Origin of the sequence: Bacillus rhizoplanae, from assembly GCF_917563915.1 — a bacterium.
Lineage (GTDB): Bacteria > Bacillota > Bacilli > Bacillales > Bacillaceae_G > Bacillus_A > Bacillus_A rhizoplanae.
Genome location: NZ_CAKJTI010000004.1, coordinates 152,403 through 177,687 on the forward strand (window position 1 = coordinate 152,403; position 25,285 = coordinate 177,687).

At 41.3% G+C, this 25,285-nt stretch carries 27 protein-coding genes and 2 pseudogenes; 28 read left to right on the forward strand and 1 reads right to left on the reverse strand.

Annotated elements, in window-relative coordinates; all coding sequences use genetic code 11:
- The first annotated feature begins 64 nt into the window (after positions 1–64).
- The 12 genes and pseudogenes from upp to LRP84_RS06340 all read left to right on the forward strand — a co-directional run bounded on the left by upp (position 65) and on the right by LRP84_RS06340 (position 8,482).
- Positions 65–694, forward strand: a complete 630-nt coding sequence (gene upp, locus LRP84_RS06290; RefSeq protein ID WP_230574294.1) for a uracil phosphoribosyltransferase — start codon at positions 65–67, stop codon at positions 692–694.
- A gap of 330 nt (positions 695–1,024) precedes the next feature.
- Positions 1,025–1,138, forward strand: a pseudogene (locus LRP84_RS22535) (DUF4024 domain-containing protein).
- Positions 1,139–1,164: 26 nt separating this feature from the next.
- Positions 1,165–1,389, forward strand: coding sequence for an AtpZ/AtpI family protein (locus LRP84_RS06295; RefSeq protein WP_230574295.1), 225 nt, complete (start codon positions 1,165–1,167; stop codon positions 1,387–1,389).
- The gene (locus LRP84_RS06300) at positions 1,389–1,781 is read left to right on the forward strand and encodes an ATP synthase subunit I (protein ID WP_098307121.1); all 393 of its coding nucleotides are present in this window, start codon (positions 1,389–1,391) and stop codon (positions 1,779–1,781) included. Before LRP84_RS06295 ends, LRP84_RS06300 begins: the two co-directional genes overlap by 1 nt.
- A 7-nt stretch (positions 1,782–1,788) precedes the next feature.
- Positions 1,789–2,508, forward strand: coding sequence for a F0F1 ATP synthase subunit A (atpB, locus tag LRP84_RS06305; RefSeq protein ID WP_230574296.1), 720 nt, complete (start codon positions 1,789–1,791; stop codon positions 2,506–2,508).
- A gap of 57 nt (positions 2,509–2,565) precedes the next feature.
- Positions 2,566–2,784 (forward strand): F0F1 ATP synthase subunit C, encoded by a 219-nt coding sequence (gene atpE / locus LRP84_RS06310; protein WP_098307126.1) that lies wholly within the window; start codon positions 2,566–2,568, stop codon positions 2,782–2,784.
- 126 nt (positions 2,785–2,910) lie between these two features.
- The gene (gene atpF, locus LRP84_RS06315; protein WP_230574297.1) at positions 2,911–3,420 is read left to right on the forward strand and encodes a F0F1 ATP synthase subunit B; all 510 of its coding nucleotides are present in this window, start codon (positions 2,911–2,913) and stop codon (positions 3,418–3,420) included.
- Positions 3,417–3,959, forward strand: coding sequence for a F0F1 ATP synthase subunit delta (locus tag LRP84_RS06320; protein ID WP_098307130.1), 543 nt, complete (start codon positions 3,417–3,419; stop codon positions 3,957–3,959). Before atpF ends, LRP84_RS06320 begins: the two co-directional genes overlap by 4 nt.
- An 11-nt stretch (positions 3,960–3,970) precedes the next feature.
- Positions 3,971–5,479 carry a F0F1 ATP synthase subunit alpha gene (gene atpA / locus LRP84_RS06325; RefSeq protein ID WP_230574298.1) on the forward strand — a complete coding sequence of 503 codons (1,509 nt, stop codon included), beginning with the start codon at positions 3,971–3,973 and terminating at the stop codon, positions 5,477–5,479.
- A gap of 221 nt (positions 5,480–5,700) precedes the next feature.
- The gene (gene atpG / locus LRP84_RS06330) at positions 5,701–6,558 is read left to right on the forward strand and encodes an ATP synthase F1 subunit gamma (RefSeq protein ID WP_230574299.1); all 858 of its coding nucleotides are present in this window, start codon (positions 5,701–5,703) and stop codon (positions 6,556–6,558) included.
- Positions 6,559–6,665: 107 nt separating this feature from the next.
- Positions 6,666–8,060 carry a F0F1 ATP synthase subunit beta gene (atpD, locus tag LRP84_RS06335; RefSeq protein ID WP_230574300.1) on the forward strand — a complete coding sequence of 465 codons (1,395 nt, stop codon included), beginning with the start codon at positions 6,666–6,668 and terminating at the stop codon, positions 8,058–8,060.
- Positions 8,061–8,080: 20 nt separating this feature from the next.
- Positions 8,081–8,482: a F0F1 ATP synthase subunit epsilon gene (locus tag LRP84_RS06340; protein ID WP_230574301.1), complete on the forward strand. Its 402-nt coding sequence runs from the start codon at positions 8,081–8,083 to the stop codon at positions 8,480–8,482.
- A gap of 116 nt (positions 8,483–8,598) precedes the next feature.
- Here the strand turns inward: LRP84_RS06340 and LRP84_RS06345 are convergent.
- Positions 8,599–8,928: pseudogene (locus LRP84_RS06345) on the reverse strand (EAL domain-containing protein); the annotation flags it as partial.
- A 156-nt stretch (positions 8,929–9,084) separates the two neighbouring features.
- Here LRP84_RS06345 and LRP84_RS06350 point away from each other — a divergent pair.
- The 16 genes from LRP84_RS06350 (at position 9,085) to LRP84_RS06425 (ending at position 25,219) form a co-directional block, all read left to right on the forward strand.
- Complete coding sequence (locus LRP84_RS06350) at positions 9,085–9,453, forward strand: NADH-quinone oxidoreductase subunit A (RefSeq protein WP_230574302.1); 369 nt, start codon at positions 9,085–9,087, stop codon at positions 9,451–9,453.
- Complete coding sequence (nuoB, locus tag LRP84_RS06355; protein WP_020061447.1) at positions 9,444–9,962, forward strand: NADH-quinone oxidoreductase subunit NuoB; 519 nt, start codon at positions 9,444–9,446, stop codon at positions 9,960–9,962. The genes LRP84_RS06350 and nuoB overlap by 10 nt, the downstream gene beginning before the upstream one ends.
- Entirely contained in the window at positions 9,959–11,191 is a 1,233-nt protein-coding gene (locus LRP84_RS06360) for an NADH-quinone oxidoreductase subunit C (protein ID WP_230574303.1), read from the forward strand. The genes nuoB and LRP84_RS06360 overlap by 4 nt, the downstream gene beginning before the upstream one ends.
- Before the next feature lie 5 nt (positions 11,192–11,196).
- A complete protein-coding gene (gene nuoD, locus LRP84_RS06365) occupies positions 11,197–12,297 on the forward strand; it encodes an NADH-quinone oxidoreductase subunit NuoD (RefSeq protein ID WP_230574304.1) in 1,101 nt (366 codons plus the stop codon).
- A complete protein-coding gene (gene nuoH / locus LRP84_RS06370) occupies positions 12,297–13,298 on the forward strand; it encodes an NADH-quinone oxidoreductase subunit NuoH (protein ID WP_230574403.1) in 1,002 nt (333 codons plus the stop codon). The genes nuoD and nuoH overlap by 1 nt, the downstream gene beginning before the upstream one ends.
- 23 nt (positions 13,299–13,321) lie before the next feature.
- Positions 13,322–13,741, forward strand: coding sequence for an NADH-quinone oxidoreductase subunit NuoI (nuoI, locus tag LRP84_RS06375; protein WP_230574305.1), 420 nt, complete (start codon positions 13,322–13,324; stop codon positions 13,739–13,741).
- Entirely contained in the window at positions 13,738–14,262 is a 525-nt protein-coding gene (locus tag LRP84_RS06380; RefSeq protein WP_230574306.1) for an NADH-quinone oxidoreductase subunit J, read from the forward strand. Before nuoI ends, LRP84_RS06380 begins: the two co-directional genes overlap by 4 nt.
- Positions 14,255–14,569, forward strand: coding sequence for an NADH-quinone oxidoreductase subunit NuoK (gene nuoK, locus LRP84_RS06385; RefSeq protein WP_098307154.1), 315 nt, complete (start codon positions 14,255–14,257; stop codon positions 14,567–14,569). The genes LRP84_RS06380 and nuoK overlap by 8 nt, the downstream gene beginning before the upstream one ends.
- Positions 14,570–14,598: 29 nt before the next feature.
- On the forward strand, positions 14,599–16,464 hold the full coding sequence (gene nuoL / locus LRP84_RS06390; protein ID WP_230574307.1) for an NADH-quinone oxidoreductase subunit L: 1,866 nt from the start codon (positions 14,599–14,601) through the stop codon (positions 16,462–16,464).
- Positions 16,461–17,963 (forward strand): NADH-quinone oxidoreductase subunit M, encoded by a 1,503-nt coding sequence (locus LRP84_RS06395; RefSeq protein ID WP_230574308.1) that lies wholly within the window; start codon positions 16,461–16,463, stop codon positions 17,961–17,963. Before nuoL ends, LRP84_RS06395 begins: the two co-directional genes overlap by 4 nt.
- Before the next feature lie 9 nt (positions 17,964–17,972).
- Positions 17,973–19,493, forward strand: a complete 1,521-nt coding sequence (nuoN, locus tag LRP84_RS06400; protein WP_302850579.1) for an NADH-quinone oxidoreductase subunit NuoN — start codon at positions 17,973–17,975, stop codon at positions 19,491–19,493.
- Between the two features lie 286 nt (positions 19,494–19,779).
- Positions 19,780–20,016 carry a DUF1146 family protein gene (locus tag LRP84_RS06405; protein WP_098307162.1) on the forward strand — a complete coding sequence of 79 codons (237 nt, stop codon included), beginning with the start codon at positions 19,780–19,782 and terminating at the stop codon, positions 20,014–20,016.
- Positions 20,017–20,086: 70 nt separating this feature from the next.
- Positions 20,087–20,785: a YwmB family TATA-box binding protein gene (locus LRP84_RS06410; protein ID WP_335379653.1), complete on the forward strand. Its 699-nt coding sequence runs from the start codon at positions 20,087–20,089 to the stop codon at positions 20,783–20,785.
- Between the two features lie 34 nt (positions 20,786–20,819).
- Positions 20,820–22,124, forward strand: coding sequence for a UDP-N-acetylglucosamine 1-carboxyvinyltransferase (gene murA / locus LRP84_RS06415; RefSeq protein WP_230574311.1), 1,305 nt, complete (start codon positions 20,820–20,822; stop codon positions 22,122–22,124).
- A gap of 209 nt (positions 22,125–22,333) precedes the next feature.
- Positions 22,334–23,356, forward strand: a complete 1,023-nt coding sequence (gene spoIID, locus LRP84_RS06420) for a stage II sporulation protein D (RefSeq protein ID WP_230574312.1) — start codon at positions 22,334–22,336, stop codon at positions 23,354–23,356.
- Between the two features lie 252 nt (positions 23,357–23,608).
- Positions 23,609–25,219, forward strand: coding sequence for a long-chain fatty acid--CoA ligase (locus LRP84_RS06425; protein ID WP_230574313.1), 1,611 nt, complete (start codon positions 23,609–23,611; stop codon positions 25,217–25,219).
- The last annotated feature ends 66 nt before the right edge of the window (positions 25,220–25,285 follow it).

Genomic DNA, 25,285 nt, shown 5'->3' on the forward strand with positions numbered 1-25,285 from the left:
ATCGTACATAGTGTAAAAAACGGCGTGTCCTCACGCATCAATATCATCTGAAGGAGAGATTCACATGGGAAAACTGTATGTTTTTGATCACCCTTTAATTCAGCATAAGATTACATATATTCGCGATAAGAATACAGGTACGAAAGAATTTCGTGAACTAGTAGATGAAGTAGCAAGTTTGATGGCGTTTGAAATTACACGCGATCTTCCGCTTGAAGAAATTGAAATTGAAACACCTGTAAGTAAAGCGAAAACAAAAGTGATTGCAGGTAAGAAGCTTGGTTTAATTCCTATTTTACGTGCGGGCTTAGGAATGGTAGACGGGATTTTAAAATTAATTCCAGCGGCGAAAGTAGGTCATATCGGTTTATATCGCGATCCAGAAACATTACAACCTGTAGAATACTATGTGAAACTTCCAACTGATGTAGAAGAACGTGATTTTATCGTACTTGATCCAATGTTAGCGACAGGCGGATCTGCCTCAGAAGCAATTACTTCTTTAAAGAAGCGCGGTGCGAAACATATTAAATTAATGTGTATCGTTGGTGCGCCAGAAGGGGTAAAAGTTGTACAAGAGGACCATCCTGATGTGGATATTTACGTTGCTGCATTAGATGAAAAATTAAACGATCATGGATATGTTGTACCAGGTCTTGGAGATGCTGGTGACCGTTTATTCGGAACGAAGTAAGACAACAGACGAGAAGGATGCCCTCTCGTCTGTTTTTTTATGCAACATAACATACAGTCCAATTGCATATAATATAGAAACTTCTACTTGAGAAAGTTATATTACAGAAGGAAAACGTTATATTAGGAAAAAATAATAGTGACAAAAATGTGAACTTTTTTCTTCCATTATAAAGAGAAAAGGCCTGGAGATTAGACGTTTATTAACAGTATTTTGAAGGGGAACGTTTTCATTTCTGTCAATAAATGACTAATACTCAAATTTTTTGATTTTTTTCGATTTGACGTTGACACTGTTTAATACCCTATTGTATGCTAACAACGGGGATAGATGGTAGGGTTTTCATTGACAATTTTTCATCTATTCAGTGACGAAAAAGTTAACTTTTTTATTTGAATAGGATTTATACAAAAAAATGAGTTATTATTAACGCATAGTGAATGAGGCTTTACATATGGAGGGATGAATCCTTGGAGGAAAACAAGCGTAGTCCATTTAAGGCATATGCTTTAATGACTGGAATTCTTTCTCAGCTCGTTGGTGCTATTTTAATTGGGATTTTTGGCGGGCAATGGATTGATAGTAAGCTTGGAACGTTTCCTTTATTCCTAGTAATCGGTTTATTACTAGGTCTTGGAACAGGGGTTTATGCTATGATTCGACTCATTCGACACTTTTATTCAGGGGAGCAATGATGATAGAAGTACATGAACTTGTCCAAAGACAGAAGAAATATATGTACAACCTTCTCGCACTCTTTGTATTAGGATGGGGCTTTACCTCATACAAAGATGTCTTTCTGGGGCTGATTATCGGAACGATTTTCGGTTTTCTTAGTTTGCGCATCGTTGCACACAAGACGGACAGGCTGTTAGATCGCGTTACACAAGGAGAGAATGTAAAGTATAAAGCGACCGCAGTGAGTACATATTCGAGATTAGCCACGATAGGGTTATTAATTATATTTGCAGCGAAATATCAATATTTAATAGCGATGTGGAGCTTAGGAGTAGGATTGCTGACAGGATATCTTGTCATGATCATAGATTTTCTTTATCTACAATATAAGAGCAGGGAAGAGAGGTGAATTACTAGTGGAACACGGTAAATTAGTTGAATTTCTAGGTTTAACATTCGACTTGTCCGCTGTTATGATGACGACTGTTGCGGCAGTAATCGTATTTATCATCGCTATGATTTGTACACGTCGCTTAGCCTTGCGTCCAACAGGAATGCAAAACTTCCTTGAATGGATTATGGACTTCGTGAAGGGTATGATCAATAGTACGATGGATTGGCAAACAGGCGGACGATTTTTAACGCTTGGAGTTACACTCATTATGTACATATTTGTAGCAAACATGCTCGGTTTGCCGCTCATGCTTACGGTAACTGAGGGTGGTGAGCACCTTGCAGGTTGGAGATCTCCAACGTCTGACCCAGCAGTTACTCTAACATTAGCCGTGATGGTAGTTACCCTCACCCATTATTATGGAATTAAGATGAAGGGTACGAAAGAATATTTAAGAGGCTATATTCAACCAATGAAATTCTTACTCCCATTAAAGGTGATTGAGGAATTTGCTAATACATTGACGTTAGGTCTTCGTTTATTTGGTAACATCTATGCTGGTGAGATTTTATTAACATTACTTGCTCAGTTAGGTGCAAGCGGTGCGTTTGGCGCATTAGGTGCTGTTCTGCCGATGTTAGCATGGATGGGCTTCAGTATTTTCGTAGGTGCTATCCAAGCATATATCTTTACAATGTTAACGATGGTGTACATGGCTCATAAAATAAGCCACGACCATTAATATATTTAAAGTAAGTACAAAATTTATTTTTTAATGATAAAAAGGAGGACTTTTAAAATGAGTTTAGGTGTAATCGCAGCTGCAATCGCAATTGGTTTATCTGCATTAGGTGCTGGTATTGGTAACGGTCTTATCGTATCTCGTACAGTTGAGGGTGTTGCTCGTCAACCAGAATTACGTGGTCAACTTCAAACAATCATGTTCATCGGGGTAGCGTTAGTTGAGGCGCTTCCAATCATCGGTGTAGTAATCGCGTTTATCGTATTAAACAAATAAGGGATAGCTCCCCTTACAATAAGTGGCGAAGATCGTTTTGGGACCTTCTTCGCCATTGCTTTATGAATGAAACATTACTTGTCTTTTCATTTATTTAATTTAGATTTTTGAAGGGAGTGAATCCTTGTGCCAACTCTATTATTAGGAGCTGCTGCTGTTCCATACGGAACGGTACTTTATACATTAGTCGTTTTCCTAATTCTATTAGCATTGCTTCGTAAATATGCATTTGGACCTTTAATGGGAATTATGAAGGAACGTGAAAATCATATTTCTAGCGAAATCGACGCTGCAGAAAAGAACAATGCAGAGACGAAAAAGTTAGTAGAAGAACAACGTGAAATGTTAAAACAATCACGTGTTGAAGCGCAAGAATTGATTGAGAGAGCGAAAAAGCAAGCAGAGGATCAAAAAGAAGGTATTATTGCTGCTGCAAAAGAAGAAGCAGTATCTATTAAAGAATCTGCTGTACAAGAAATTCAACGCGAAAAAGAGCACGCGATTGCTGCTCTGCAAGAACAGGTTGCTTCTTTATCTGTACAAATTGCTTCTAAAGTAATGCAAAAAGAATTGAAAGAAGAAGACCAAGTTCAATTAATTCGCGATTATATTAAAGAGGTAGGAGAAGCGCGATGAGCAATGAGATTGTAGCTAAACGTTATGCTGTCGCTCTTTTTCAAATCGCAAAAGATAAACACGCACTAGAAATGTTTGAGGAAGAACTGCGCCTTGTACAAAGTATTTTTGTAAGTAGTAAAGAACTACATACTTTTTTAGGACAACCAAGCATTTCAAAAGAAGAGAAAAAACAATTCCTTTCTAACGTGTTTTCTACTGTTTCTCAACCAATTTTAAACACGTTATATATTTTAATCGATAATCATCGCGAAACATTAGTGCCTGAAATTGTAGATACGTATGTTGCACTTGCAAACGAAGAGCGTAACGTAGCTGATGCAATTGTTTACTCTACTCGTTCTTTATCAGAAGATGAGAAGCTTAGCATTGCAGAAGTATTTGCAAAGAAAACAGGAAAAGATGCAATTCGCGTTCAAAATGTTGTAGATGAAAATTTACTAGGCGGTATTAAAGTACGCATTGGAAACCGCATTTACGACGGCAGTTTACAAAGAAAGTTAGCACGTATCCAGCGTGAACTTATGAAGAATAGATAGGGGTGAAGCGCATGAGCATCAGAGCTGAAGAAATTAGCGCACTGATAAAGCAACAAATTGAAAACTATCAATCTGAGATCGAAGTTAGCGATGTTGGTACAGTTATTCAAGTTGGTGACGGTATTGCACGTGCTCATGGTCTTGATAACGTTATGGCTGGTGAACTTGTTGAGTTCGCTAACGGCGTTATGGGACTAGCACAAAACTTAGAGGAAAATAACGTAGGTATCATTATTTTAGGACCTTATACTGAAATTCGTGAAGGTGACGAAGTACGTCGTACAGGTCGCATCATGCAAGTACCAGTAGGGGAAGAATTAATCGGCCGTGTTGTAAACCCATTAGGTCAACCAGTAGACGGTTTAGGCCCAATTAATACAACAAAAACTCGTCCAATCGAAAGCCCAGCACCAGGTGTAATGGACCGTAAATCTGTTCATGAGCCACTTCAAACTGGTATTAAAGCGATTGACGCTCTTGTACCAATTGGTCGTGGACAACGTGAGTTAATCATCGGTGACCGCCAAACTGGTAAAACAGCTGTTGCACTTGATACAATCTTGAACCAAAAAGATCAAGATATGGTTTGTATCTATGTAGCGATCGGACAAAAAGAATCTACAGTTCGTAACGTAGTTGAAACATTACGTAAGCACGGTGCATTAGAGTACACAATCGTTGTAACTGCATCTGCTTCTCAACCTGCTCCATTATTATACTTAGCTGCATATGCTGGTGTAACAATGGGTGAAGAATTCATGTACAACGGCAAACATGTATTAGTTGTATATGATGACTTATCTAAACAAGCAGCTGCATACCGTGAGCTGTCATTACTATTACGTCGTCCTCCAGGTCGTGAAGCATATCCAGGGGATGTATTCTACTTACACTCCCGCTTACTAGAGCGTGCGGCAAAATTAAGTGATGCAAAAGGCGCTGGTTCTTTAACAGCATTACCTTTCATCGAAACACAAGCAGGGGACGTATCAGCTTACATCCCAACAAACGTAATCTCTATCACAGATGGACAGATTTTCTTACAATCTGATCTATTCTTCTCTGGTGTACGTCCAGCGATCGACGCAGGTACTTCTGTATCTCGTGTTGGTGGTGCGGCTCAGATTAAAGCGATGAGCAAAGTATCTGGTACACTTCGTCTTGACCTTGCATCTTATCGTGAATTAGAAGCGTTCGCTCAGTTCGGTTCTGACCTTGATAAAGCAACACAAGCGAAATTAAACCGTGGTGCACGTACAGTAGAAGTATTAAAACAAGGCTTACATAAGCCATTAAAAGTAGAAAAACAAGTTATGATTCTTTACGCATTAACACGCGGATTCTTAGATGATATCCCAGTAGCGGACATCACTCGTTTCGAAGAGGAGTTCCATGCTTGGTTAGATACAAATGCTACTGAATTATTAACTGAAATTCGTACAACAACAAAACTTGCTGAAGACGAAAAAATGGCAGCAGCTATTAACGGCTTCAAAAAAGTTTTCGTAGCATCTGAATAATAACAAAAAGCAGAGCCGGCTCTTGTAGCCGCTCTACTTAAATATAGAAACAGGCAACTCTTACATAGAGTGCTAACGGATATGTAGAGGAAAAGAGTAGGTGCACCTATTCTTTTCCTTCAATCATGAACAAGTATAACTTGTTAATTAGATTGGGAAGATGAACAAACGGAGAGTCTTTCTAATCATGCCAACTTCCGGAAAAAAGGTGGTGAAAACCTGTGGCATCTTTACGCGATATAAAAGCAAAAATTAACTCGACAAAGAAAACGAGTCAAATTACGAAAGCGATGGAGATGGTATCTGCATCAAAATTAAACCGTGCAGAGCAAAATGCTAAATCTTTCGTTCCGTATATGAATAAGATTCAAGAAGTAGTAGCGGATATAGCGCAAGGTAGCGGAGTAAATCACCCAATGCTAACAGCGCGTCCTGTGAAGCGAACAGGATATATTGTTATTACATCGGATCGCGGACTAGCAGGTGGATATAACAGTAACGTTTTACGTGCAGTAAGCAACGTAGTGAAAGAGCGTCACAACATGGATGCAAACCAGTACGCGATTATTGTACTAGGACGTCTAGGCCGTGATTATTTAAAACGTCGTGGTTTTAATATCATTGATGAAGTAATTGGATTATCTGATCAACCGTCATTTGCTGATATTAAAGACATTGCTTCAAGAGCAATTTCTATGTATACAGATGGTGCTTATGATGAATTGTATATTTATTACAATCATTATGTAAGTAAGATTTCACAAGAAGTAACGGAGAAGAAAATTTTACCGCTTACTGATGTGGCATCTGAAAAAGCAAAAACTTCATATGAGTTTGAACCATCTGAAGAAGATATTTTAAAAGTATTATTGCCTCAATACGCAGAAAGCTTAGTGTACGGTGCATTGCTAGACGGTAAAGCAAGCGAGCACGCAGCGCGTATGACAGCAATGAAAAGTGCTACAGACAACGCAATGGAAGTTATCGGTTCACTTACACTTTCTTTCAACCGTGCTCGTCAAGCAGCGATTACACAAGAAATTACGGAAATCGTCGGCGGTGCAGCTGCATTAGAATAGTATTAAAAAGCAGAAGCGATATTTCAAAGCGAAATAAAATAAAAAAATTCAAAGCCGACTGTTCGTAGAAAAGCTGGCTAATTTAAAGAAAGCTAGGAGGGAACCCGATGAATAAAGGGCGCGTTACGCAAATCATGGGTCCGGTTGTAGACGTTAAGTTTGACGGCGGAAAGCTACCTGAAATCTACAATGCCCTTAAAATTAAACAAGATGCAATTAACTTAACTTTAGAAGTTGCGATTCATCTTGGTGATAATACAGTTCGTACAGTAGCAATGTCTTCTACAGACGGACTTGTTCGTGGTGTTGAAGTGGAAGATACTGGTAAGGCAATCGCTGTTCCAGTTGGTGATGCAACACTTGGCCGTGTATTTAACGTATTAGGTGATGCAATTGACTTAGGTGAAGCAGTAGCAGCGGATGTACGCCGTGATCCAATTCACCGTCAAGCACCTGCATTTGAAGAGTTATCTACAAAAGTAGAAATTCTTGAAACTGGTATTAAAGTAGTAGACTTATTAGCTCCTTATATTAAAGGTGGTAAAATCGGTCTATTCGGTGGTGCCGGTGTAGGTAAAACAGTATTAATCCAAGAATTAATTAACAACATCGCACAAGAGCATGGCGGTATCTCTGTATTCGCTGGTGTAGGTGAGCGTACTCGTGAAGGTAACGACTTATACCATGAAATGAGTGATTCTGGCGTAATCAAGAAAACAGCGATGGTATTCGGACAAATGAACGAGCCACCTGGAGCACGTCAACGTGTTGCATTAACAGGTTTAACAATGGCTGAACATTTCCGTGATGAGCAAGGGCAAGACGTACTTCTGTTCATCGATAATATCTTCCGTTTCACGCAAGCTGGTTCTGAAGTATCTGCCCTTCTTGGTCGTATGCCATCTGCGGTAGGTTACCAACCGACACTTGCAACAGAAATGGGTCAATTACAAGAGCGTATTACATCAACAAATAAAGGGTCTATCACGTCTATCCAAGCGGTATATGTACCAGCCGATGACTACACTGACCCAGCACCAGCAACAACATTCGCTCACTTAGATGCAACAACAAACTTAGAGCGTCGTTTAACACAAATGGGTATTTACCCAGCGGTAGACCCATTAGCGTCTACATCTCGTGCACTTTCTCCAGAAATCGTTGGAGAAGAGCATTATGCAATTGCTCGTCAAATCCAACAAACGCTGCAACGTTATAAAGAGCTTCAAGATATCATCGCTATCTTAGGTATGGACGAGTTATCTGAAGAAGATAAATTAGTTGTACATCGTGCTCGTCGCGTTCAGTTCTTCTTATCACAGAACTTCCACGTAGCAGAGCAATTTACAGGTCAAAAAGGGTCTTATGTACCTGTAAAAGAAACAGTTCGTGGATTCAAAGAAATTCTAGAAGGAAAACATGATGACCTTCCAGAGGACGCATTCCGTCTTGTTGGTGGTATTGAAGAAGTTGTTGAAAACGCGAAGAAAATGATGGCGTAAGGCCTTAGGAGGGACGAATTATGAAGACATTTCCAGTCAGTATTGTAACTCCTGATGGACCGGTTTACGAAAATGAAGTTGAAATGGTAAGCGTAAAAGCAGAGAGCGGGGAAATGGGGATCTTGCCAGGTCACATTCCAACTGTTGCACCACTTAAGGTTAGTGCAATTCGCTTGAAAAATGGTGGACATACAGATTACGTAGCAGTTAGCGGTGGATTTATTGAAGTTCGCCCTGAGAAAGTAACAGTATTAGCACCATCTGCTGAAACAGCAAATCATATCGACGTTCATCGTGCAAATGAAGCGAAGCGCCGTGCTGAGCAACGTCTGCAAGATAAACAAGCACATGTTGACTTCAAACGTGCAGAAATGGCACTACAACGTGCAGTGAATCGTTTGAACGTTTCAAATATGAAGTAAAGAAAAAAGCCGTAAAGGGATAAACCTTTGCGGCTTTTTTGTAGTTATTAGCAGTAAGAGCCTTATTGGTGAAAGCTTCCCTCACTCATGGAAGTTTCACTTTATATTTGTATACGTTACGATTCATGCCGATCTCTTAGGAAATGAAGAAATTCTTTACCGCTTAACGGTTTACTAAAGTAATAACCTTGCATATACTCACAGCCGTGCTTTTGTAAAAACTGCAGTTGTTCTAGTGTTTCAATTCCTTCAGCAACAACAGATAGACGCAATGTATTCGCAAGGGAAACAATTGCTTTTTCTTCTTCTCGATACTCGGCCATTTGTGTAAATTCCCGCGGGATTTTTAACGTATCGATTGGGAAAAGAGATAAATATGCAAACGATGAGTAGCCTGTACCAAAGTCATCAATAGAAGTATGTATACAGCGTTCTTCTAAGTTTTGTTCCTTTTTCCCAATATATCGACATAGGAATTTAAAATTTGATATAATAACTATAATTGCATTATTTAGAAAAATTAAAAAAATAATAAATGGTGCAAATCAATCATAACGTTTACTGAGTGAACTTGTATTTGTGAGGGGGGAGAGAGTTTCACAATGGAAAATGTATATGAAAATAGTTATATGATTGTCGTCATTTTTTTGCTATTGGGTATATTACTGCCGATTGTAGCACTCACATTGGGAAAGTTGCTGCGTCCACATAAACCGAGTACAGCGAAGAAAACAACATATGAAAGTGGAATTGAGCCGTTTCATGATGCAAACGTCCGCTTCCATGCCCGTTATTATATTTTTGCATTGCTTTTTGTCATTTTTGATGTAGAAACTGTATTTTTATATCCTTGGGCGGTAGCGTATGACACGCTGGGTCTATTTGCATTAGTGGAGATGCTCATTTTTGTTATTATGTTACTCATTGGTCTTGCATATGCTTGGAAAAAGAAGGTGTTACAATGGCTATAAATTTTGAAGATATTCATCCACAAGAACGCGCTGAATTAGAAAGAAATATATTTTTTACGACGCTTGAGCAAGTAAAGGGCTGGGCTCGCAGTAATTCGCTATGGCCGATGACATTTGGACTGGCATGCTGTGCGATTGAGATGATGGGAGTCGGCTCTTCGCACTATGATTTAGATCGATTTGGCTCTTTCTTCCGTACATCACCACGTCAATCAGATGTCATGATTGTATCCGGAACAGTAACGAAGAAAATGGCACCAATCGTTCGTCGTTTATATGATCAAATGCCAGAACCGAAGTGGGTCATTGCGATGGGATCTTGTGCAACGGCAGGAGGACCATATGTGAATTCGTATGCTGTTGTAAAAGGGGTGGATCAAATTGTACCAGTGGATGTATACATTCCGGGCTGTCCACCAAATCCAGCAGCTTTAATTTACGGTATTAATAAATTAAAAGAGAAAATTCGTTACGAAGCAAAGACAGGGAAGCAGGTGACGAATAAATGAGCGACCAAGATAAAAATATAGATGATGCGAAAAAAGAAGCGGCAAGACGTGCAAAGGAAGAAGCGCAAAAGCGACTGGCGGCACGTCAGGAAAATGAGATTCAAATTGTAGAAGAAAAAGAGAAAGCGCTATCAAATGAGAATGAAATAGATGTAGCAGAAGCGAAGCGCCGCGCAGCAGAGGAAGCGAAAGTAAAGGCGAAGGAACTAGCGGCGCAAAAGGCATCGGAAAGACAAACATCTGGTGATGATGAAAAAGTAAAAGCAAAAGCGGCAGCGCTAGCGAAGCAGAAAGAAAAGGAAGAAGAATCGTCAGAGGGTGACGAGAAAGCGAAAGCAATTGCGGCAGCGAAGGCCAAAGCAGCAGCCGCAGCAAAAGCAAAAGCGGCGGCGTTAGCGAAGCAGAAAGAAAAGGAAGAAGAATCTTCAAAGGGTGACGAGAAAGCAAAAGCAATTGCAGCAGCGAAAGCGAAGGCAGCGGCAGCAGCAAAAGCAAAAGCGGCGGCACTAGCGAAGCAGAAAGCAAAGGAAGAAGAATCGTCAGAGGGTGACGAGAAAGCAAAGGTAATTGCAGCGGCCAAAGCCAAGGCAGCGGCAGCAGTGAAAGCGAAGGCGGCGGCAATAGCGAAGCAAATGGGAATAGAAGAAGCTCCGGAAGAAGATGAGAAGGCAAAAGCAATTGCGGCCGCGGCAAAGGCCCGGGCGGCTGGAGGAAAGAAAGAGGAAGAAGAACAGAAAGTAGAAGAGCCGTCACGAAATCAGCCATATTTAGATGCATACGTTCAGGGAGTTGCAGCAAAATTTGGTGAAGATGTGTTAGAAGATTTCTATATTAATACATTGTCCAAGGATGTGCCAACGCTTATTGTGAAGCCGAAGCATTACTATGAAGTGATGGAACTTTTAAAGGTGGGTCCCGAATTTGCATTCGATTATATGTCAGAATTGCATGCGACCGATTTTGTAACGCATATGGAAGTTTACGTGCATTTATTTTCTTATGGCAAGAGGCAATCTGTAGCGGTAAAAGTAAAGCTTGACCGGGACGAGCCGAAAGTGTCTTCTATTGCACCGTTATGGAGCGGGGCAGATTGGCCGGAGCGCGAGGCGTATGATTTACTTGGCGTTGTGTTTGAAGGCCATTCAAATTTAAAGCGTATTTTGATGCCGGACGATTGGATTGGCTATCCGCTGCGAAAAGATTACGAGCCTTTTGATGTGGAGGTGTAGCAAATATGATTCGTACAGAAGAAATGCTTTTAAATGTAGGGCCGCAGCATCCGAGTACGCACGGTGTATTTCGGCTCGTTATTAAAATTGACGGAGAAATAATTAAAGAAGCTACGCCTGTCATTGGATACTTGCACCGCGGTACAGAGAAAATTGCGGAAAGCTTGCAGTATACGCAAATTATTCCTTACACGGACCGAATGGATTATTTATCAGCGATGACAAATAACTATGTCATTTGTCACGCGGTTGAGACGATGATGGGGCTGGAAATACCAGAGCGTGCTGAATATTTACGCGTACTTGCAATGGAACTTGGGCGCGTGGCGAGTCACCTCGTTTGGTGGGGTACAAATTTGCTTGATATCGGAGCAGTGAGTCCGTTCTTATATGCATTTCGTGAACGCGAGATGATTATTAACCTACTGAACGAATTATGCGGAGCGCGTTTAACATTTAACTATATGCGTGTTGGCGGGGTGAAGTGGGATGCGCCGGACGGCTGGATTGAAAAAGTGCGTGAGTTTGTTCCGTATATGAGGGAGCAGCTAAAGGGATATCACCACCTTGTGAGCGGCAATGAAATTTTCTTAAACCGTGTAAAGGGAGTCGGTATTTATTCGGCAGAGGATGGGCTGCAATATTCATTAAGCGGAGCGAACCTGCGCTGCACAGGTGTGAAATGGGATCTTCGCAAAGACGAACCGTACTCGATTTATGACCGTTTTGACTTTGATGTTCCGGTCGGTAAAGTAGGCGACGCTTGGGACCGTTACGTTTGCAGGATGGAGGAAATTGAAGAATCGCTGAAAATCATTGAGCAGGCGGTAGAGCAGTTCCCAAAAGAAGGAGTTATTTTAGCGAAGGTACCGAAGATTATTAAAGCACCAAAAGGTGAGGCGTTCGTTCGAATTGAATCACCGCGCGGAGAGATTGGCTGTTACATTGCGAGCGATGGAAAGAAAGAGCCGTACCGCTTAAAGTTCCGCCGTCCATCTTTTTATAATCTACAAATCTTACCAAAGATTTTGAAAGGTGAGAATATCGCAAACCTAATTACAATCTTAGGCGGCGTTGATATTGTACTTGGGGAGGTTGATGGATGATGATACAAAACCTCTTAGAGTCACCCGCAAGCTGGACGAATTTTCTTATCTTTTTCGGATTAGCAACGTTGTTATTGTTTGTTGTTCTTGGTTTTGTTACATATGGAATTTTAGCAGAGCGAAAAGTAATGGGATTTATGCAAGGGCGTATAGGACCAAACCAAGTGGGAGGTCGTTTTGGACTCCTGCAAACAGTAGCGGACGTGTTAAAGCTTCTGTTAAAAGAAGATACGATTCCGAAAGCTGCCGATAAACCCCTCTTCATATTAGCACCTGTCATTGCGTTTGCGCCGGCATTTATGGTATTAGCAGTGATTCCGTTTACAGATAAATTGCAGTTTGCTGATATTGGCGTTGGCCTACTGTACTACATTGCAATCTCTGGTATTACAACAATTGGCGTTGTAACTGGGGGCTGGGCGTCTAACAATAAATACTCCTTACTCGGAGGAATGCGCGCCGCAGCGCAAATGATTTCCTATGAAATTCCACTTGTTATGAGCGTGATTGGAATAATTCTTCTAACGGGCAGCTTGAATTTAAATGAAATTGTCGAGGCGCAAAAAGGGGTTTGGTACATTTTCGTGCAGCCAGTTGGTTTTGTCGTATTCTTAATCGCAGCTGTTGCCGAATTGAACCGGACGCCGTTTGATTTACCAGAAGCTGAATCGGAGCTTGTTTCTGGATACCATACAGAATACTCGGGATTCCGCTGGGCATTCTTCATGCTTTCTGAGTACGTGTATTTCTTTGGAATGGCATCGCTTATGACGGTACTATTCTTAGGGGGATGGCAGCCAATTCCGTTTTTATCGTTTATTCCAGGTGCCGTTTGGTTTGCGCTGAAATTTAGTGCTGTTGTGTTTCTATTAATTTGGTTCCGCGTGACGTTTCCGCGTATACGAGGCGATCAATTAATGGAGTTTGGCTGGAAAGTACTATTGCCAGTAGCGCTTGCGAATATTTTCTTAACTGCATTCATAAAAGAATTGTTCTTCTAATCTAAAAAGGGGGTAGGAGTACAATGAAAGGATTATTTAAAGGTTTAAAGTATACACTTAGTAACTTAAGTAAGAAGAAAGTAACATATGACTATCCAAATCAGCCGCTACCACTTCCAGATCGCTTTCGCGGTATTCAAAAGTTTTATCCAGAAAAATGTATTGTTTGCAATCAATGCGCAAATATTTGTCCGACAGACTGTATTCAACTAACAGGGAAAAAGCATCCGGATCCAGAGAAGAAAGGGAAGATCATTGATACGTATGATATTAACTTTGAAATTTGTATTCTTTGCGATCTTTGTACAGAAGTTTGCCCGACAGAAGCAATTGTGATGACAAATAACTTTGAGCTAGCGGAATATTCACGTGATAATTTATTTAAAAATTTACAGTGGCTGGATGAAAATGATCAAAATGTGAGAAGGGAGAATAAAGCATGAATGGCGAGTTAGTAGCATTTTTAGCATTAGGCCTGCTTGCGATGATGGGCGGTGTACTTATGCTGAACTTAACGAAAGTGATGCATATGATGCTCGCTCTAGTGTTTACGTTCCTTAGTATTGCTGGGCTCTATTTTATGCTATCAGCAGAGTTTGTCGGGGTTGTCCAAATTTTGATTTACTCCGGTGCGATTACGATTATTATGATTTTTGGCATTATGTTAACGAAGCATAATGATGAGGAAGAAACGCATTTTGGTTGGCGGAAATTGTTTGTCTTTCTTGCAGTTACAGTATTCGGTGCGGTGATGTATTTTGCGGTGAATAACGTAGGTTTTGAGAATCGAAGCGTTCAAGATGGGGTACTGCTTCATGAGCAAAATACACTTCAGATTGGAGAATTGTTGTATTCGAAATATATAATACCGTTCGAGTTAACGTCTGTTTTGTTACTTGTTGCTCTTGTTGGCGCAATTGTACTTGCGAAGAAGGATGAGAAAGAGGGGGATTCGCATGAGTAGCATTCCAGCTTCTGCGTACCTGACGCTTGCGATTATACTGTTTTGCATCGGTTTATTTGGAGCATTAACGAAGCGTAATACAGTAATTGTATTGGTTTGTATTGAACTGATGCTGAACGCGGCGAATTTAAATTTAGTTGCCTTTAGCAAATTAGGGATGTTTCCAAATTTAAAGGGACAAATTTTTGCACTGTTTACAATGTCCGTCGCTGCAGCAGAAGCTGCGGTTGGCTTGGCAATTTTAATCGCTTTATACAGAAACCGTGCAACGGTTAATACGGATGAAATGGATTCGTTAAAGCATTAATGTTGTGACCGAAAAGGGGGGAGAAACTCATGATGGACTATGCGTGGCTAATACCGCTTTTCCCGCTTGTATCTTTCGTTTTACTCGTGATGTTTGGCAAGAAGCTGAAAGAAAGAAGTAGTTGGCTTGGCACCTTTCTAGCTTTTCTTTCATTTGCGGGTGCGGTACTTGTATTAATAGAACGGCTATCGGCAGAAACGGTAAAACAGCAATGGACATGGCTGCAAATCGGAGATGTGAATATTTCCTTCGGCTTTGAAGTAAATGCGTTAAACGCATTGATGCTCTTTATTGTCACACTTGTGAGCTTGCTCGTTCATATGTATTCGAAAGGGTATATGCACGGCGATGAAAGGTTCCATATTTTTTATGCATACTTAGGGTTATTTACGTTTGCGATGCTTGGGCTTGTAATTTCAACTAACTTATTGCAGCTTTATATATTCTGGGAGTTAGTCGGACTCGGTTCCTTCTTGCTAATTGGTTTCTATTTCTTTAAAGAAGAAGCAAAGGCAGCTGCAAAAAAGGCGTTTATTATGACGCGTATTGGGGATGTCGGCTTGTTTATCGGGATGATTCTATTATTCTGGCAAGTTGGCAGCTTTGACTACGATGCAATCTTCCAAGCCGTACAAGCTGGAGAGATTTCAGGGACGATGATTACACTAACGGCGATTTTGATCTTTGTCGGTGCAATTGGGAAGTCCGGTCAGTTTCCGCTGCATACGTGGCTTCCGGATGCGATGGAGGGCCCAACGCCAGTATCAGCGCTTATCCACGCAGCAACGATGGTTGCTGCTGGGGTATATTTAGTTGCTACCATGTTCCCGCTTTTCTTAGCGAGCGAAGCAGCGATGCAAACTGTTGCCGTCGTTGGCGGCGTTACGGCAATTTTTGCGGCATCCATTGGTTTAGTACAAACAGACATTAAGCGTGTGTTAGCGTACTCCACAGTAAGTCAACTTGGTTATATGATGCTTGCACTTGGTTCAGCAGGGTACGTGGCTGGTGTTTTCCATTTAACGACGCACGCGTTCTTTAAGGCATTATTATTCTTAGCAGCCGGAAGTGTCATTCATGCCGTACATACGCAAAACATCGAAGAAATGGGCGGCTTGTTTAAGAAGATGAAAATAACCGGCTCGTTGTTTTTAATTGGTACGCTTGCAATTAGTGGTGTTCCGCTATTTTCTGGATTCTTTAGTAAGGATGAAATTTTAGCGGCGACGTGGGAACGCGGCAATTACGGTTTATTCGTCCTTGCGGTGATTGCAGCTTTCTTCACGGCCTTCTATATGTTCCGCCTTTACTTCCTTGTCTTTACGGGAGAAGCGCGCGGGGAACAGAAGAATGTGCATGAATCTCCGGGCGTGATGACAGTACCGATGATGGTTCTTGGCGCCTTAGCCGTTGTAGCGGGGTATGTGAATACGCCTTGGTTCGGAACATTTCTTGGCGATTGGCTTACAAAAGACGTAGCGTTTCAGGTGAAGCAAGTCCATGGCCCGGCCTGGATCATGATTGTGGCCACGCTCGTTTCATTAGCCGGTATTGTCTTAGCGTATTTGATATATGGAAAACGCACAATTTCCCGTGATTGGATTGGCGGCGAGAAGACCGCAATGTACAGCTTGCTGAAGGAGAAATATTATATTGACGAATTGTATAGCGTAACAGTGCTTCCGCTTGTGAAAGGAACTGCATATGTGTTGCACTTTTTTGAAACGTATGTTGTCGAAGGAATTGCGAAGCTAGTCGCTGGCATTGTAAGAGGTGTGAGCGCAGCCTTCTCGAAATTGCAAAACGGGCAAGTGCAAATGTACGGCACAGTTACAGCTATTTGTTTAGCTGTATTAGTAGTGATTCTGCTATTGACAGGGGGGTATGGACAATGAGTTCCTTTCTATTATCTTTCTTCATTTTCTCCCCGCTGTTAGGTATCATACTGTTGGCATTTGTACCGAAGACAGAAGAGAGAGCGGCGAGGATTGTTGGTCTGCTTGGCACATTACTTCCCCTCGGGTCCGCGCTCTTTATCGCGATTACATATGCATCGGGAACAAGCTTAACGATGTTTGCAGAAAAGGTAAAGTGGATTCAATTTGGAAACTTTCCAGGTATGGAGAAAGAATTGTTTACGATTTATTATGAAGTTGGCATTGATGGTTTCTCGCTCGTTATGATGCTTCTGACAGCATTGTTAGCAACGTTAGCAGCTATTACGGCGTTTTCCATTACAAAGCATGTAAAAGGTTTCTATATGTTACTGCTTATGCTTGAAATCGGAATGCTTGGTGTCTTCGCTGCTGAAAACTTGCTGCTGTTCTTCGTTTTCTTTGAAATTACATTGCCAGCTATGTTTCTACTCGTTGGGAAATGGGGGAAATTTAGCAGTGAAAAAGCAGCGTACAGCTATTTAATTTATAACGGCATTGGTTCTGCGATTTTACTCATTGCCTTTTCAATTTTATTTGCGAGAGCGGGTACAACGAATATAGCCGAGCTACAAGCCGTTTTAGCAGGAAGAGAAATGACAACAGTTGGTGAACTGTCTGATTCTTTGCAGCTTGGTTTATTTCTAGCGATTATGGTTGCGTTTATGATTAAGCTCCCGGTCTTTCCGCTTCACCGCTGGATGGTGAACGTCCATGTGCAAGCGCACCCGGCAATTGTTATGCTGCACGCCGGTGTTCTCTTAAAGATTGGGGCGTATGGGATTGTCCGCTTTGGAATAGGACTCTTCCCATCGCAATTTGAAAAGTTTGCGTTTGTCTTAGGGATTTTAGGGGTTATCAACTTACTGTACGGTGCATTGTTAGCGTTTGTTCAAACAGATTTTCGAAAAGTGCTCGCATATTCAAGTATTTCGCATATGGGAATTGTGCTGATCGGTTTAGCTGCGTTGAACGAGGCAGGGATGAAGGGAGCGTTGTTCCAAGTTGTTTCGCACGGTTTAATCGCGGCGCTTCTATTTTTCTTGCTTGGCATTATTGAGCAGCGCTTTGGTACTTCTCAGATTACAGAGCTTGGCGGCTTAGCGAAGCAAGTACCAATCCTTAGCGGTTTCTTATTAGCAGGAAGTATGGCTTCGCTCGGACTTCCTGGAATGTCTGGTTTTGTGAGTGAATTTCTCGCATTTCTTGGCTTGTTTCAAGCGCACCCAATCTTAGCGGCGGCCTCGGCAATCGGTATTATTTTAACAGCGGTGTACGTACTCCGGGCAGTTATGCAGGTTACATTCGGACAAAGGGAATGCGAAGCGAAAAGCGATATGCGCGGATTGGATTATATTCCCGTTTTGATTTTGCTGGCGTGTATTCTCATCATCGGTATCGTGCCAGATGTACTTGGTGAACCGCTTCGTGACACACTACAATCTTTAGGGGGGAGATAGAAGATGGATATGAAAACATTACTAGGCTTATCATGGTATTTAATGACGCCGGAGTTCATCCTTATTGGCGGCGCTATTCTTCTATCTCTTCTTGATTTATTCGCGAAACAAACGTTTCATCGCCGGAATTTAGCATACGGGGCAATTGGAACGGTCATACTTGCACTTGTTGCGCTCGTTACATTGTACGGCGCACCGGCCGGGGAGATTTTGGATGGGTCATTTATATTAGACGGATTTTCAAAAGCATTTAAAACGCTCTTATTGCTTGGCGGTATTCTTGTATTATTCATTGCGATGAGCGACGATGCCAAGCAGCCGATTGAAGATCGAGGAGAATATTACTACTTATTTTTAACGGCGCTTCTTGGTGCGATGTTTATGGCGTCTAGCAGCGATCTCATTACATTGTTCATCGGTCTTGAATTATTATCATTGTCCTCGTACATTTTAGTCGGCATTCGTAAGAACAATAAAGCTTCGAATGAGGCGGCAATGAAGTACGTGATTAACGGTGGTATTTCCACAGCAATCACACTGTTTGGAATGAGTTATTTGTACGGACTGACAGGTTCAACAAATATTTTGGATATGCAGCGTTTATTCATGCAAGGGGTGAGCGGTGATATACAACTTTTGTTGGCACTTGCGTTTATCCTGCTCTTTGTCGGTTTGTCTTTTAAAATTGCGACTGTCCCATTTCATATGTGGGCACCTGACGTGTATGAAGGAGCAGCAACGCCTGTTACAGCGCTGTTAGGAACGGTATCGAAAATTGCTGGATTTGTGATGATTATTCGCATTTTCTTAGTCATTTTCGCAGCAGTTCCTGTTCAAAATGAAACGACATCACTATTAAGTAATATGAGCATCTATATTGCAGTTCTTGCTGGTATAACAATGATTGTTGGAAATAGTGTCGCCTTAAAGCAATACAGCATAAAACGAATGCTTGCGTACTCAGGGGTGGCGCATGCTGGTTATTTACTTGTACCGTTCGTAGCGTTGTCACCATTTCTTATGGATAGCATGTGGTTTTACATGCTTGCTTATGTACTGATGAATATCGGAGCATTTGCGATTATCCACGGCGTAATCTTACAAACGGGACAAGAAAATATATCTGCTTTTGCGGGTTTATATAAACGATCACCATTTGCAGCGGTCATGATGACAATTTTTATGTTGTCACTTGCTGGTATCCCGGGGACAGCAGGATTTATCGGAAAGATTAACATCTTTTTAGGAGCCTTTATCGTCCAGCCAGCTCATTACGTGCTAGCATCGATTATGATGGGGACAACGGTAATCTCGTTCGTCTATTATTTCCGCATCTTGCAGCAAATATTTTTCCGCCGTGCAGAAAGTGAAGAGCGTATCGTTCTTCCGGTCAATTTGAAAATAGTTGTGAGCCTGTGCGCAATTGCAACAGTCGTGCTCGGTATATTACCGGCAATCGGTTACAATTTCTTTTATGATTATTTTCCGCTGATGAAGGATTTCTTCTTTGTTGGGAACGTGGTACAATAGTAAAAACAAAAAGTGTAGAGCATGTACTCTACACTTTTTGTTTTGGTTATTTTTTGTTTACTACACAAGTGGTAAGTGGATTGAACCAATCGGGTTCATACGGGCAGTTGTGCACCAAGATATACGAAAGTTACTGCCTGTTAGAGCGGGATAAAGTGAAACTACCTTTTGGGAACGATTTTTTCCGAAAAGGTTAGTTGAACCAATCGGGCTCATACGGGCAGTTGTGCACCAAGATATACGAGAGTTACTGCCCGTTAGAGCGGGATAAAGGGGTCGATTTTTTATGGCACAAATTTTAGGGCAACAAGCACTCATTGCGATTGTGTCGCATTTACTGTTTATTACTATCACGTGGTGGACGCTGCAGGGTCTTCACGTAGAACGCCTGATGAAACCAGGGAAAGTATTGCAGACGAGAGTGTTCATGATTCTTGTAACGATTGCCATCGGCGCATCGGTAAGTAACTTTTTCCTTGATTATTTAGGGTATTCAAAGAGCTTAACATACCTTGTGAAGTAAAAAAGTACAACGTATAGAACCATCCTTCTCCGTCAACAATGGGGACTAGGAGGGGATGAACGTGAAAAAGATGCAAGCCATGCTATTGATTGTTGTCAGTGCTGTTATATTTTTAGTCGGATATAGAGAAATGAAACCTGTGAGCGATCAGGAAAAAATGGAAAGTATGATTGCTGCTTTAGAGAAACATGGTGCAGATGTTCAGCATTGGTCTTGGTTAGCGCGGGAAACAAAGACAATTTCAAATATACATACGTTTGAAAAGTTACTTGGTCAAATTAAGCAACGTGCAAATGTAGAAGAATGGGAAATTGAGAAGTCTAGGGACGGTTATAAAGCAACAGCACAAAAAAGTTTTTCTTCTTATGAAGAAAGGCTAGTAGTTACGTGGACAATGGAAAATACTAAAGAAAACACTTTCATTATATATGAAGTGAGCGGAGTAAAATGGGATCCTAAATATACGGATAAAACGAATAAAATTTTTAGTACAAAACCAAAAATTTATACTTGTGTTCAAGGTACGCTCAGTGATAAGATTGAAGGTGTTTTGCAAGATAAAGCCAATGAAGTTTTGAAAGATTTTTCAGCAAGAGCGATTGAAAAAGTAGAAGAAAGAGCATTTGTGTCAGTCTCCGCATATAATAAAAAATGGAATGACGCTCTTTCAACAAATAAAGAGAAAATCAATGTGCAAATAGCAATACGTTCTACAAACAACAAGAATACAATTGTGGTTGGCACACCGATCATAACTTCTGAGTATTGAATATATGTGAAAAAAGGACACGGAGGGGAATAACTTGGAAAAGATCATCGTCCGTGGCGGAAAGCGGTTGAACGGCACAGTGCGCGTAGAGGGCGCAAAAAACGCTGTATTACCTATAATCGCTGCAGCCCTATTAGCGAGTGATGGAAAGAATGTACTATCTGAAGTACCAGAACTTTCAGATGTATACACAATTAATGAAGTATTACGTCATTTGAATGCAGAGGTATCTTTTGCAAACAATGAGGTAACAATTGATGCATCCAAAGAACTAAAAATCGAGGCACCATTTGAATATGTACGTAAAATGCGAGCGTCCGTTCTTGTAATGGGGCCGCTTTTAGCACGTAATGGTCGTGCACGCATTGCGCTTCCTGGTGGTTGTGCAATCGGTTCACGTCCAATTGACCAACATTTAAAAGGCTTTGAAGCAATGGGAGCAAAAGTAAAAGTTGGTAACGGATTTGTTGAAGCGTATGTAGACGGTAGACTAACAGGTGCGAAAATTTACTTAGATTTCCCGAGCGTAGGGGCAACAGAAAACATTATGTCTGCTGCTGTATTAGCAGAGGGGACGACAGTGCTTGAAAACGCAGCAAAAGAACCAGAAATCGTAGACTTAGCGAACTTCTTAAACGCAATGGGCGCAAAAGTACGCGGTGCTGGAACTGGCACAATTCGTATTGAAGGTGTCGCTAAATTATATGGTGCAAACCATTCAATTATTCCTGACCGCGTTGAAGCAGGGACATTTATGGTTGCAGCAGCAATTACAGGCGGAAACGTGTTAATTGAAAATGCTGTACCAGAACACTTGCGCTCTATTACAGCGAAAATGGAAGAAATGGGCATTACAATTATTGAGGAAAACGAAGGTGTACGCGTTATTGGCCCAGAGGAGTTAAAAGCGGCTGATATTAAAACGATGCCACACCCAGGATTCCCGACAGATATGCAGTCACAAATGATGGCATTATTATTAAAAGCAAACGGCACAAGCATGATTACAGAAACAGTATTTGAGAACCGTTTCATGCATGTGGAAGAATTCCGCCGTATGAATGCAGATATTAAAATCGAAGGCCGTTCTGTAATTATGAATGGACCAGGTAACCTGCAAGGCGCTGAAGTAGCGGCAACAGATTTACGTGCTGCAGCGGCATTAATCTTAGCTGGTTTAGTATCTGAAGGTCATACGCGCGTAACAGAATTAAAACATCTTGACCGCGGATATGTAAACTTCCACGGCAAGTTAGCTGCATTAGGTGCAGATATTGAACGTGTAACTGAAAGAGTGGAAGAAGTAGCAGAACAACAAGTATCTGATCTTCACGCTTAATAGGGATAGCTTCTATGCTTTGGCATGGAAGCTATTTTTTATGTACTCTTATTGTTATAGTCAGGAAACATAATCTTTATGCCTGTTTCATCACAAATATTCTAAAAATTTAATTTTGTGTCAGTTAGAAAGAAGAAAAGAACTTGTTCTAAATGCTTGTCTTACTCCATAAGAATGAAATGAGTCTAATTTCATAGTGGAGGAAAGCAATGAAAACTACGAAGCCAATTATGGTCATCGTAACGCTATTAGTAGCGTTAGTGATTATCGTACCAAGCATGCTTGTTTTTCCGTTTACAAAAGCGAAAGAGGAAAAGCATCATACGCCTTCTGCTCCTCCAGCAGCGCAAAGTGCGCCAGCTCCTTCTCCTACGAAAACCAATGTGCAAGTATCTGTGTATCGCAGCGGACAAAAGAAGATCGAAACTATTTCAATTGAAGATTATGTTGCTGGGGTTGTCGCTGCAGAGATGCCAGCAAATTTTGAAATGGAAGCATTAAAAGCACAGGCATTGACAGCGCGTACATTCGTTGTGAAGCGCATGTTAAGCGGGCAAAAGCTTCAGAATAAAGCAGACGTGACAGATACAGTGGAAAATCAAGTGTACAAAAGTAAAGAAGAGCTAAAGGGACAATGGGGAAAAGAGTATGAAGGCCGAATGAAGCGTATTGAAGAAGCGGTATCGAAAACAGCCGGGCAAGTTTTAACGTATGAGGGAAGTCCAATTACAGCATCATTTTTCTCGACAAGTAATGGCTATACAGAAAATGCCGCAGATTATTGGGGCAGCGACTATCCATACTTAAAAAGTGTAAATAGTCCGTGGGATCAGCAGTCACCGACATTTACGAGCGAACAAACCTTTACTGTTGCTGATTTTCAAAAGCGTCTTGGCGTGAAAGTGTTAGCAAACGGTAATGTTGGCAAGATTAAAGAACGAACAGAAGGAAAGCGCGTGAAGGAAGTTGAATTTCAAGGGAAAACATTAACGGGAAAAGACGTACGGGACAAGTTAGGTTTACGTTCGTCTGATTTTACGTGGAAGCAGCAAGGCGATCAAATTGTTGTGACAACGAAAGGCTATGGTCACGGCGTTGGGATGAGCCAATACGGCGCTAATGGAATGGCGAAGGAAGGTAAGGTGTATACAGATATTGTCGCACATTATTATAAAGGTGTAGCAATTTCAGCACTGAATCAGTATGAGGGAAAATTGACGGCGAAGAAGTGAAGGCATAGCGCAGCGGCGCTATGCTTTTTTATATGGGTTAGTCGAGGGTGTCTGATTTGTCGAACGGTCTTTAAATTGTGTCGAAGCACCGATAAATGGAAAAAAGCGCCGATAAACAGCGGCCCCCGATGTATAAGTTCTGTGTCAGCTTTTGTAGAAAAGGAAAGAAATGTTGCTAGTTTTTGCCAGGGTTTGTCGTGTTATAATACAGTTGTATCTTTAGATATACAATGATAACAGGGGGAATGTAAGATGATGATGGATGTACCACTTCTTATTCCAGCCATGATGGAACGGGCAGAGAAGTACTTTTCAAAAAAGGAAGTTGTTTCGCGTACTGCATCGCGTATTCAAGTATTAACATACGGAGAGATTGCGAGACGGACAAGACGACTTGCGAGTGTATTAAGTAAAATGGGGGTTGAGACAGGAGATAAAGTGGGAACAATCGCTTGGAATCATCACCGCCATTTAGAAGCATATTTTGCGATTCCAGGAATCGGAGCTGTATTACATACGATTAACTTACGACTTTCAGAAGACCACATTTCCTACATTATTAACCATGCCGAAGATAAAATTATTCTTGTGGATGAAGATATGGTTCCTGTATTAGAAAGTATTCAACACGAAATTCCTCATGTGAAAGCATTTATCATTATGACAGATGACGATACACTACCTCATACAACACTATCACCAGCATACCACTATGATAAACTTCTCGAAGAAGGCGATGAAACATTTCCATTTGTAACAGATCTTGATGAGAAAGCACCTGCGGGCATGTGCTATACTTCCGCAACGACAGGAAAACCAAAGGGTGTCGTATATACGCATCGTAGTATTGTACTTCACAGTTACACGCTTGGACTTGCAGACGGCGGTAGTATATCAGAAGGAGATACATGTATGCCAGTCGTTCCAATGTTTCATGTGAATGCGTGGGGGCTTCCCTTTGCATGCACATGGTTCGGTACAAAGCTTGTCTTACCAGGTCCGCACTTTACTCCGAAAATTTTAGCGCAGTTAATTGAACGAGAGAAAGTAACGATTACTGCTGGCGTCCCGACAATTTGGATTGGGTTACTACAAGAGATGGAAAAATATCCATATGACATTAGTAGTGTCCGCAGCATATGGTCAGGCGGATCGGCAGCGCCAAAAGGTATGATTCGCACATATGAAGAAAAATATGAGATTTCTTTCAAACAAATCTACGGAATGACAGAAACGAGTCCAGCAGTTTTGATAAACCGTCCGAAGTCGTATCAACGTGATTTACCGAAAGAAGAGTATTATGAGTTACGCTCCCGCCAAGGTTGTTTACTCCCAGGTCTTGAAATGAAGGTCATCGGTCAAGATGGTGAAATAAAATGGGACGGTGAAGAAATGGGAGAGCTTTGCCTCCGAGGACCATGGATTGCTGGCAGTTATTATAATGATGAACGCACTGAAGAATCGATGAAAGATGGCTGGCTGCACACAGGGGATATCGTAACAGTAGATTCAGAAGGGTTTGTTAAAATTGCCGATCGTACAAAAGATTTAATTAAAAGCGGCGGTGAATGGATTTCTTCCGTTGATTTAGAAAACGCATTAATGACACATGAAAAAGTATTAGAGGCATCTGTCGTTGCTGTTCCGCATGAAAAATGGCAAGAGCGTCCGGTTGCATGTGTCGTTTTAAAAGAAGGAGAAGTGGTCAGCCAAGAAGAGCTGTACGAGCTATTAGAAAATCAATTTCCAAAATGGTGGATGCCAGATGATATTTTATTTGTAGAAGAAATTCCAAAAACATCCGTCGGAAAGTTTTTGAAGCGAGCGCTTCGTGATCAGTTGAAGAGTTATATGGTGAAGTAAAAAGAGTGGAGTGGGCTATCTTTATGTAGGGTAGCCTATTTTTATTATAGGAATAGAGTAGGCTAT

Excerpts from the sequence above, each read along its gene's own strand:
- upp (WP_230574294.1), top strand. The coding sequence starts at position 65 with ATGGGAAAACTGTATGTTTTTGATCACCCTTTAATTCAGCATAAGATT.
- LRP84_RS06300 (WP_098307121.1), top strand. The coding sequence starts at position 1,389 with ATGATAGAAGTACATGAACTTGTCCAAAGACAGAAGAAATATATGTAC.
- atpE (WP_098307126.1), top strand. The coding sequence starts at position 2,566 with ATGAGTTTAGGTGTAATCGCAGCTGCAATCGCAATTGGTTTATCTGCA.
- LRP84_RS06320 (WP_098307130.1), top strand. The coding sequence starts at position 3,417 with ATGAGCAATGAGATTGTAGCTAAACGTTATGCTGTCGCTCTTTTTCAA.
- atpA (WP_230574298.1), top strand. The coding sequence starts at position 3,971 with ATGAGCATCAGAGCTGAAGAAATTAGCGCACTGATAAAGCAACAAATT.
- atpD (WP_230574300.1), top strand. The coding sequence starts at position 6,666 with ATGAATAAAGGGCGCGTTACGCAAATCATGGGTCCGGTTGTAGACGTT.
- LRP84_RS06340 (WP_230574301.1), top strand. The coding sequence starts at position 8,081 with ATGAAGACATTTCCAGTCAGTATTGTAACTCCTGATGGACCGGTTTAC.
- LRP84_RS06350 (WP_230574302.1), top strand. The coding sequence starts at position 9,085 with ATGGAAAATGTATATGAAAATAGTTATATGATTGTCGTCATTTTTTTG.
- nuoB (WP_020061447.1), top strand. The coding sequence starts at position 9,444 with ATGGCTATAAATTTTGAAGATATTCATCCACAAGAACGCGCTGAATTA.
- LRP84_RS06360 (WP_230574303.1), top strand. The coding sequence starts at position 9,959 with ATGAGCGACCAAGATAAAAATATAGATGATGCGAAAAAAGAAGCGGCA.
- nuoD (WP_230574304.1), top strand. The coding sequence starts at position 11,197 with ATGATTCGTACAGAAGAAATGCTTTTAAATGTAGGGCCGCAGCATCCG.
- nuoH (WP_230574403.1), top strand. The coding sequence starts at position 12,297 with ATGATACAAAACCTCTTAGAGTCACCCGCAAGCTGGACGAATTTTCTT.
- nuoI (WP_230574305.1), top strand. The coding sequence starts at position 13,322 with ATGAAAGGATTATTTAAAGGTTTAAAGTATACACTTAGTAACTTAAGT.
- LRP84_RS06380 (WP_230574306.1), top strand. The coding sequence starts at position 13,738 with ATGAATGGCGAGTTAGTAGCATTTTTAGCATTAGGCCTGCTTGCGATG.
- nuoK (WP_098307154.1), top strand. The coding sequence starts at position 14,255 with ATGAGTAGCATTCCAGCTTCTGCGTACCTGACGCTTGCGATTATACTG.
- nuoL (WP_230574307.1), top strand. The coding sequence starts at position 14,599 with ATGATGGACTATGCGTGGCTAATACCGCTTTTCCCGCTTGTATCTTTC.
- LRP84_RS06395 (WP_230574308.1), top strand. The coding sequence starts at position 16,461 with ATGAGTTCCTTTCTATTATCTTTCTTCATTTTCTCCCCGCTGTTAGGT.
- nuoN (WP_302850579.1), top strand. The coding sequence starts at position 17,973 with ATGAAAACATTACTAGGCTTATCATGGTATTTAATGACGCCGGAGTTC.
- LRP84_RS06405 (WP_098307162.1), top strand. The coding sequence starts at position 19,780 with ATGGCACAAATTTTAGGGCAACAAGCACTCATTGCGATTGTGTCGCAT.
- LRP84_RS06410 (WP_335379653.1), top strand. The coding sequence starts at position 20,087 with ATGCAAGCCATGCTATTGATTGTTGTCAGTGCTGTTATATTTTTAGTC.
- spoIID (WP_230574312.1), top strand. The coding sequence starts at position 22,334 with ATGAAAACTACGAAGCCAATTATGGTCATCGTAACGCTATTAGTAGCG.
- LRP84_RS06425 (WP_230574313.1), top strand. The coding sequence starts at position 23,609 with ATGATGATGGATGTACCACTTCTTATTCCAGCCATGATGGAACGGGCA.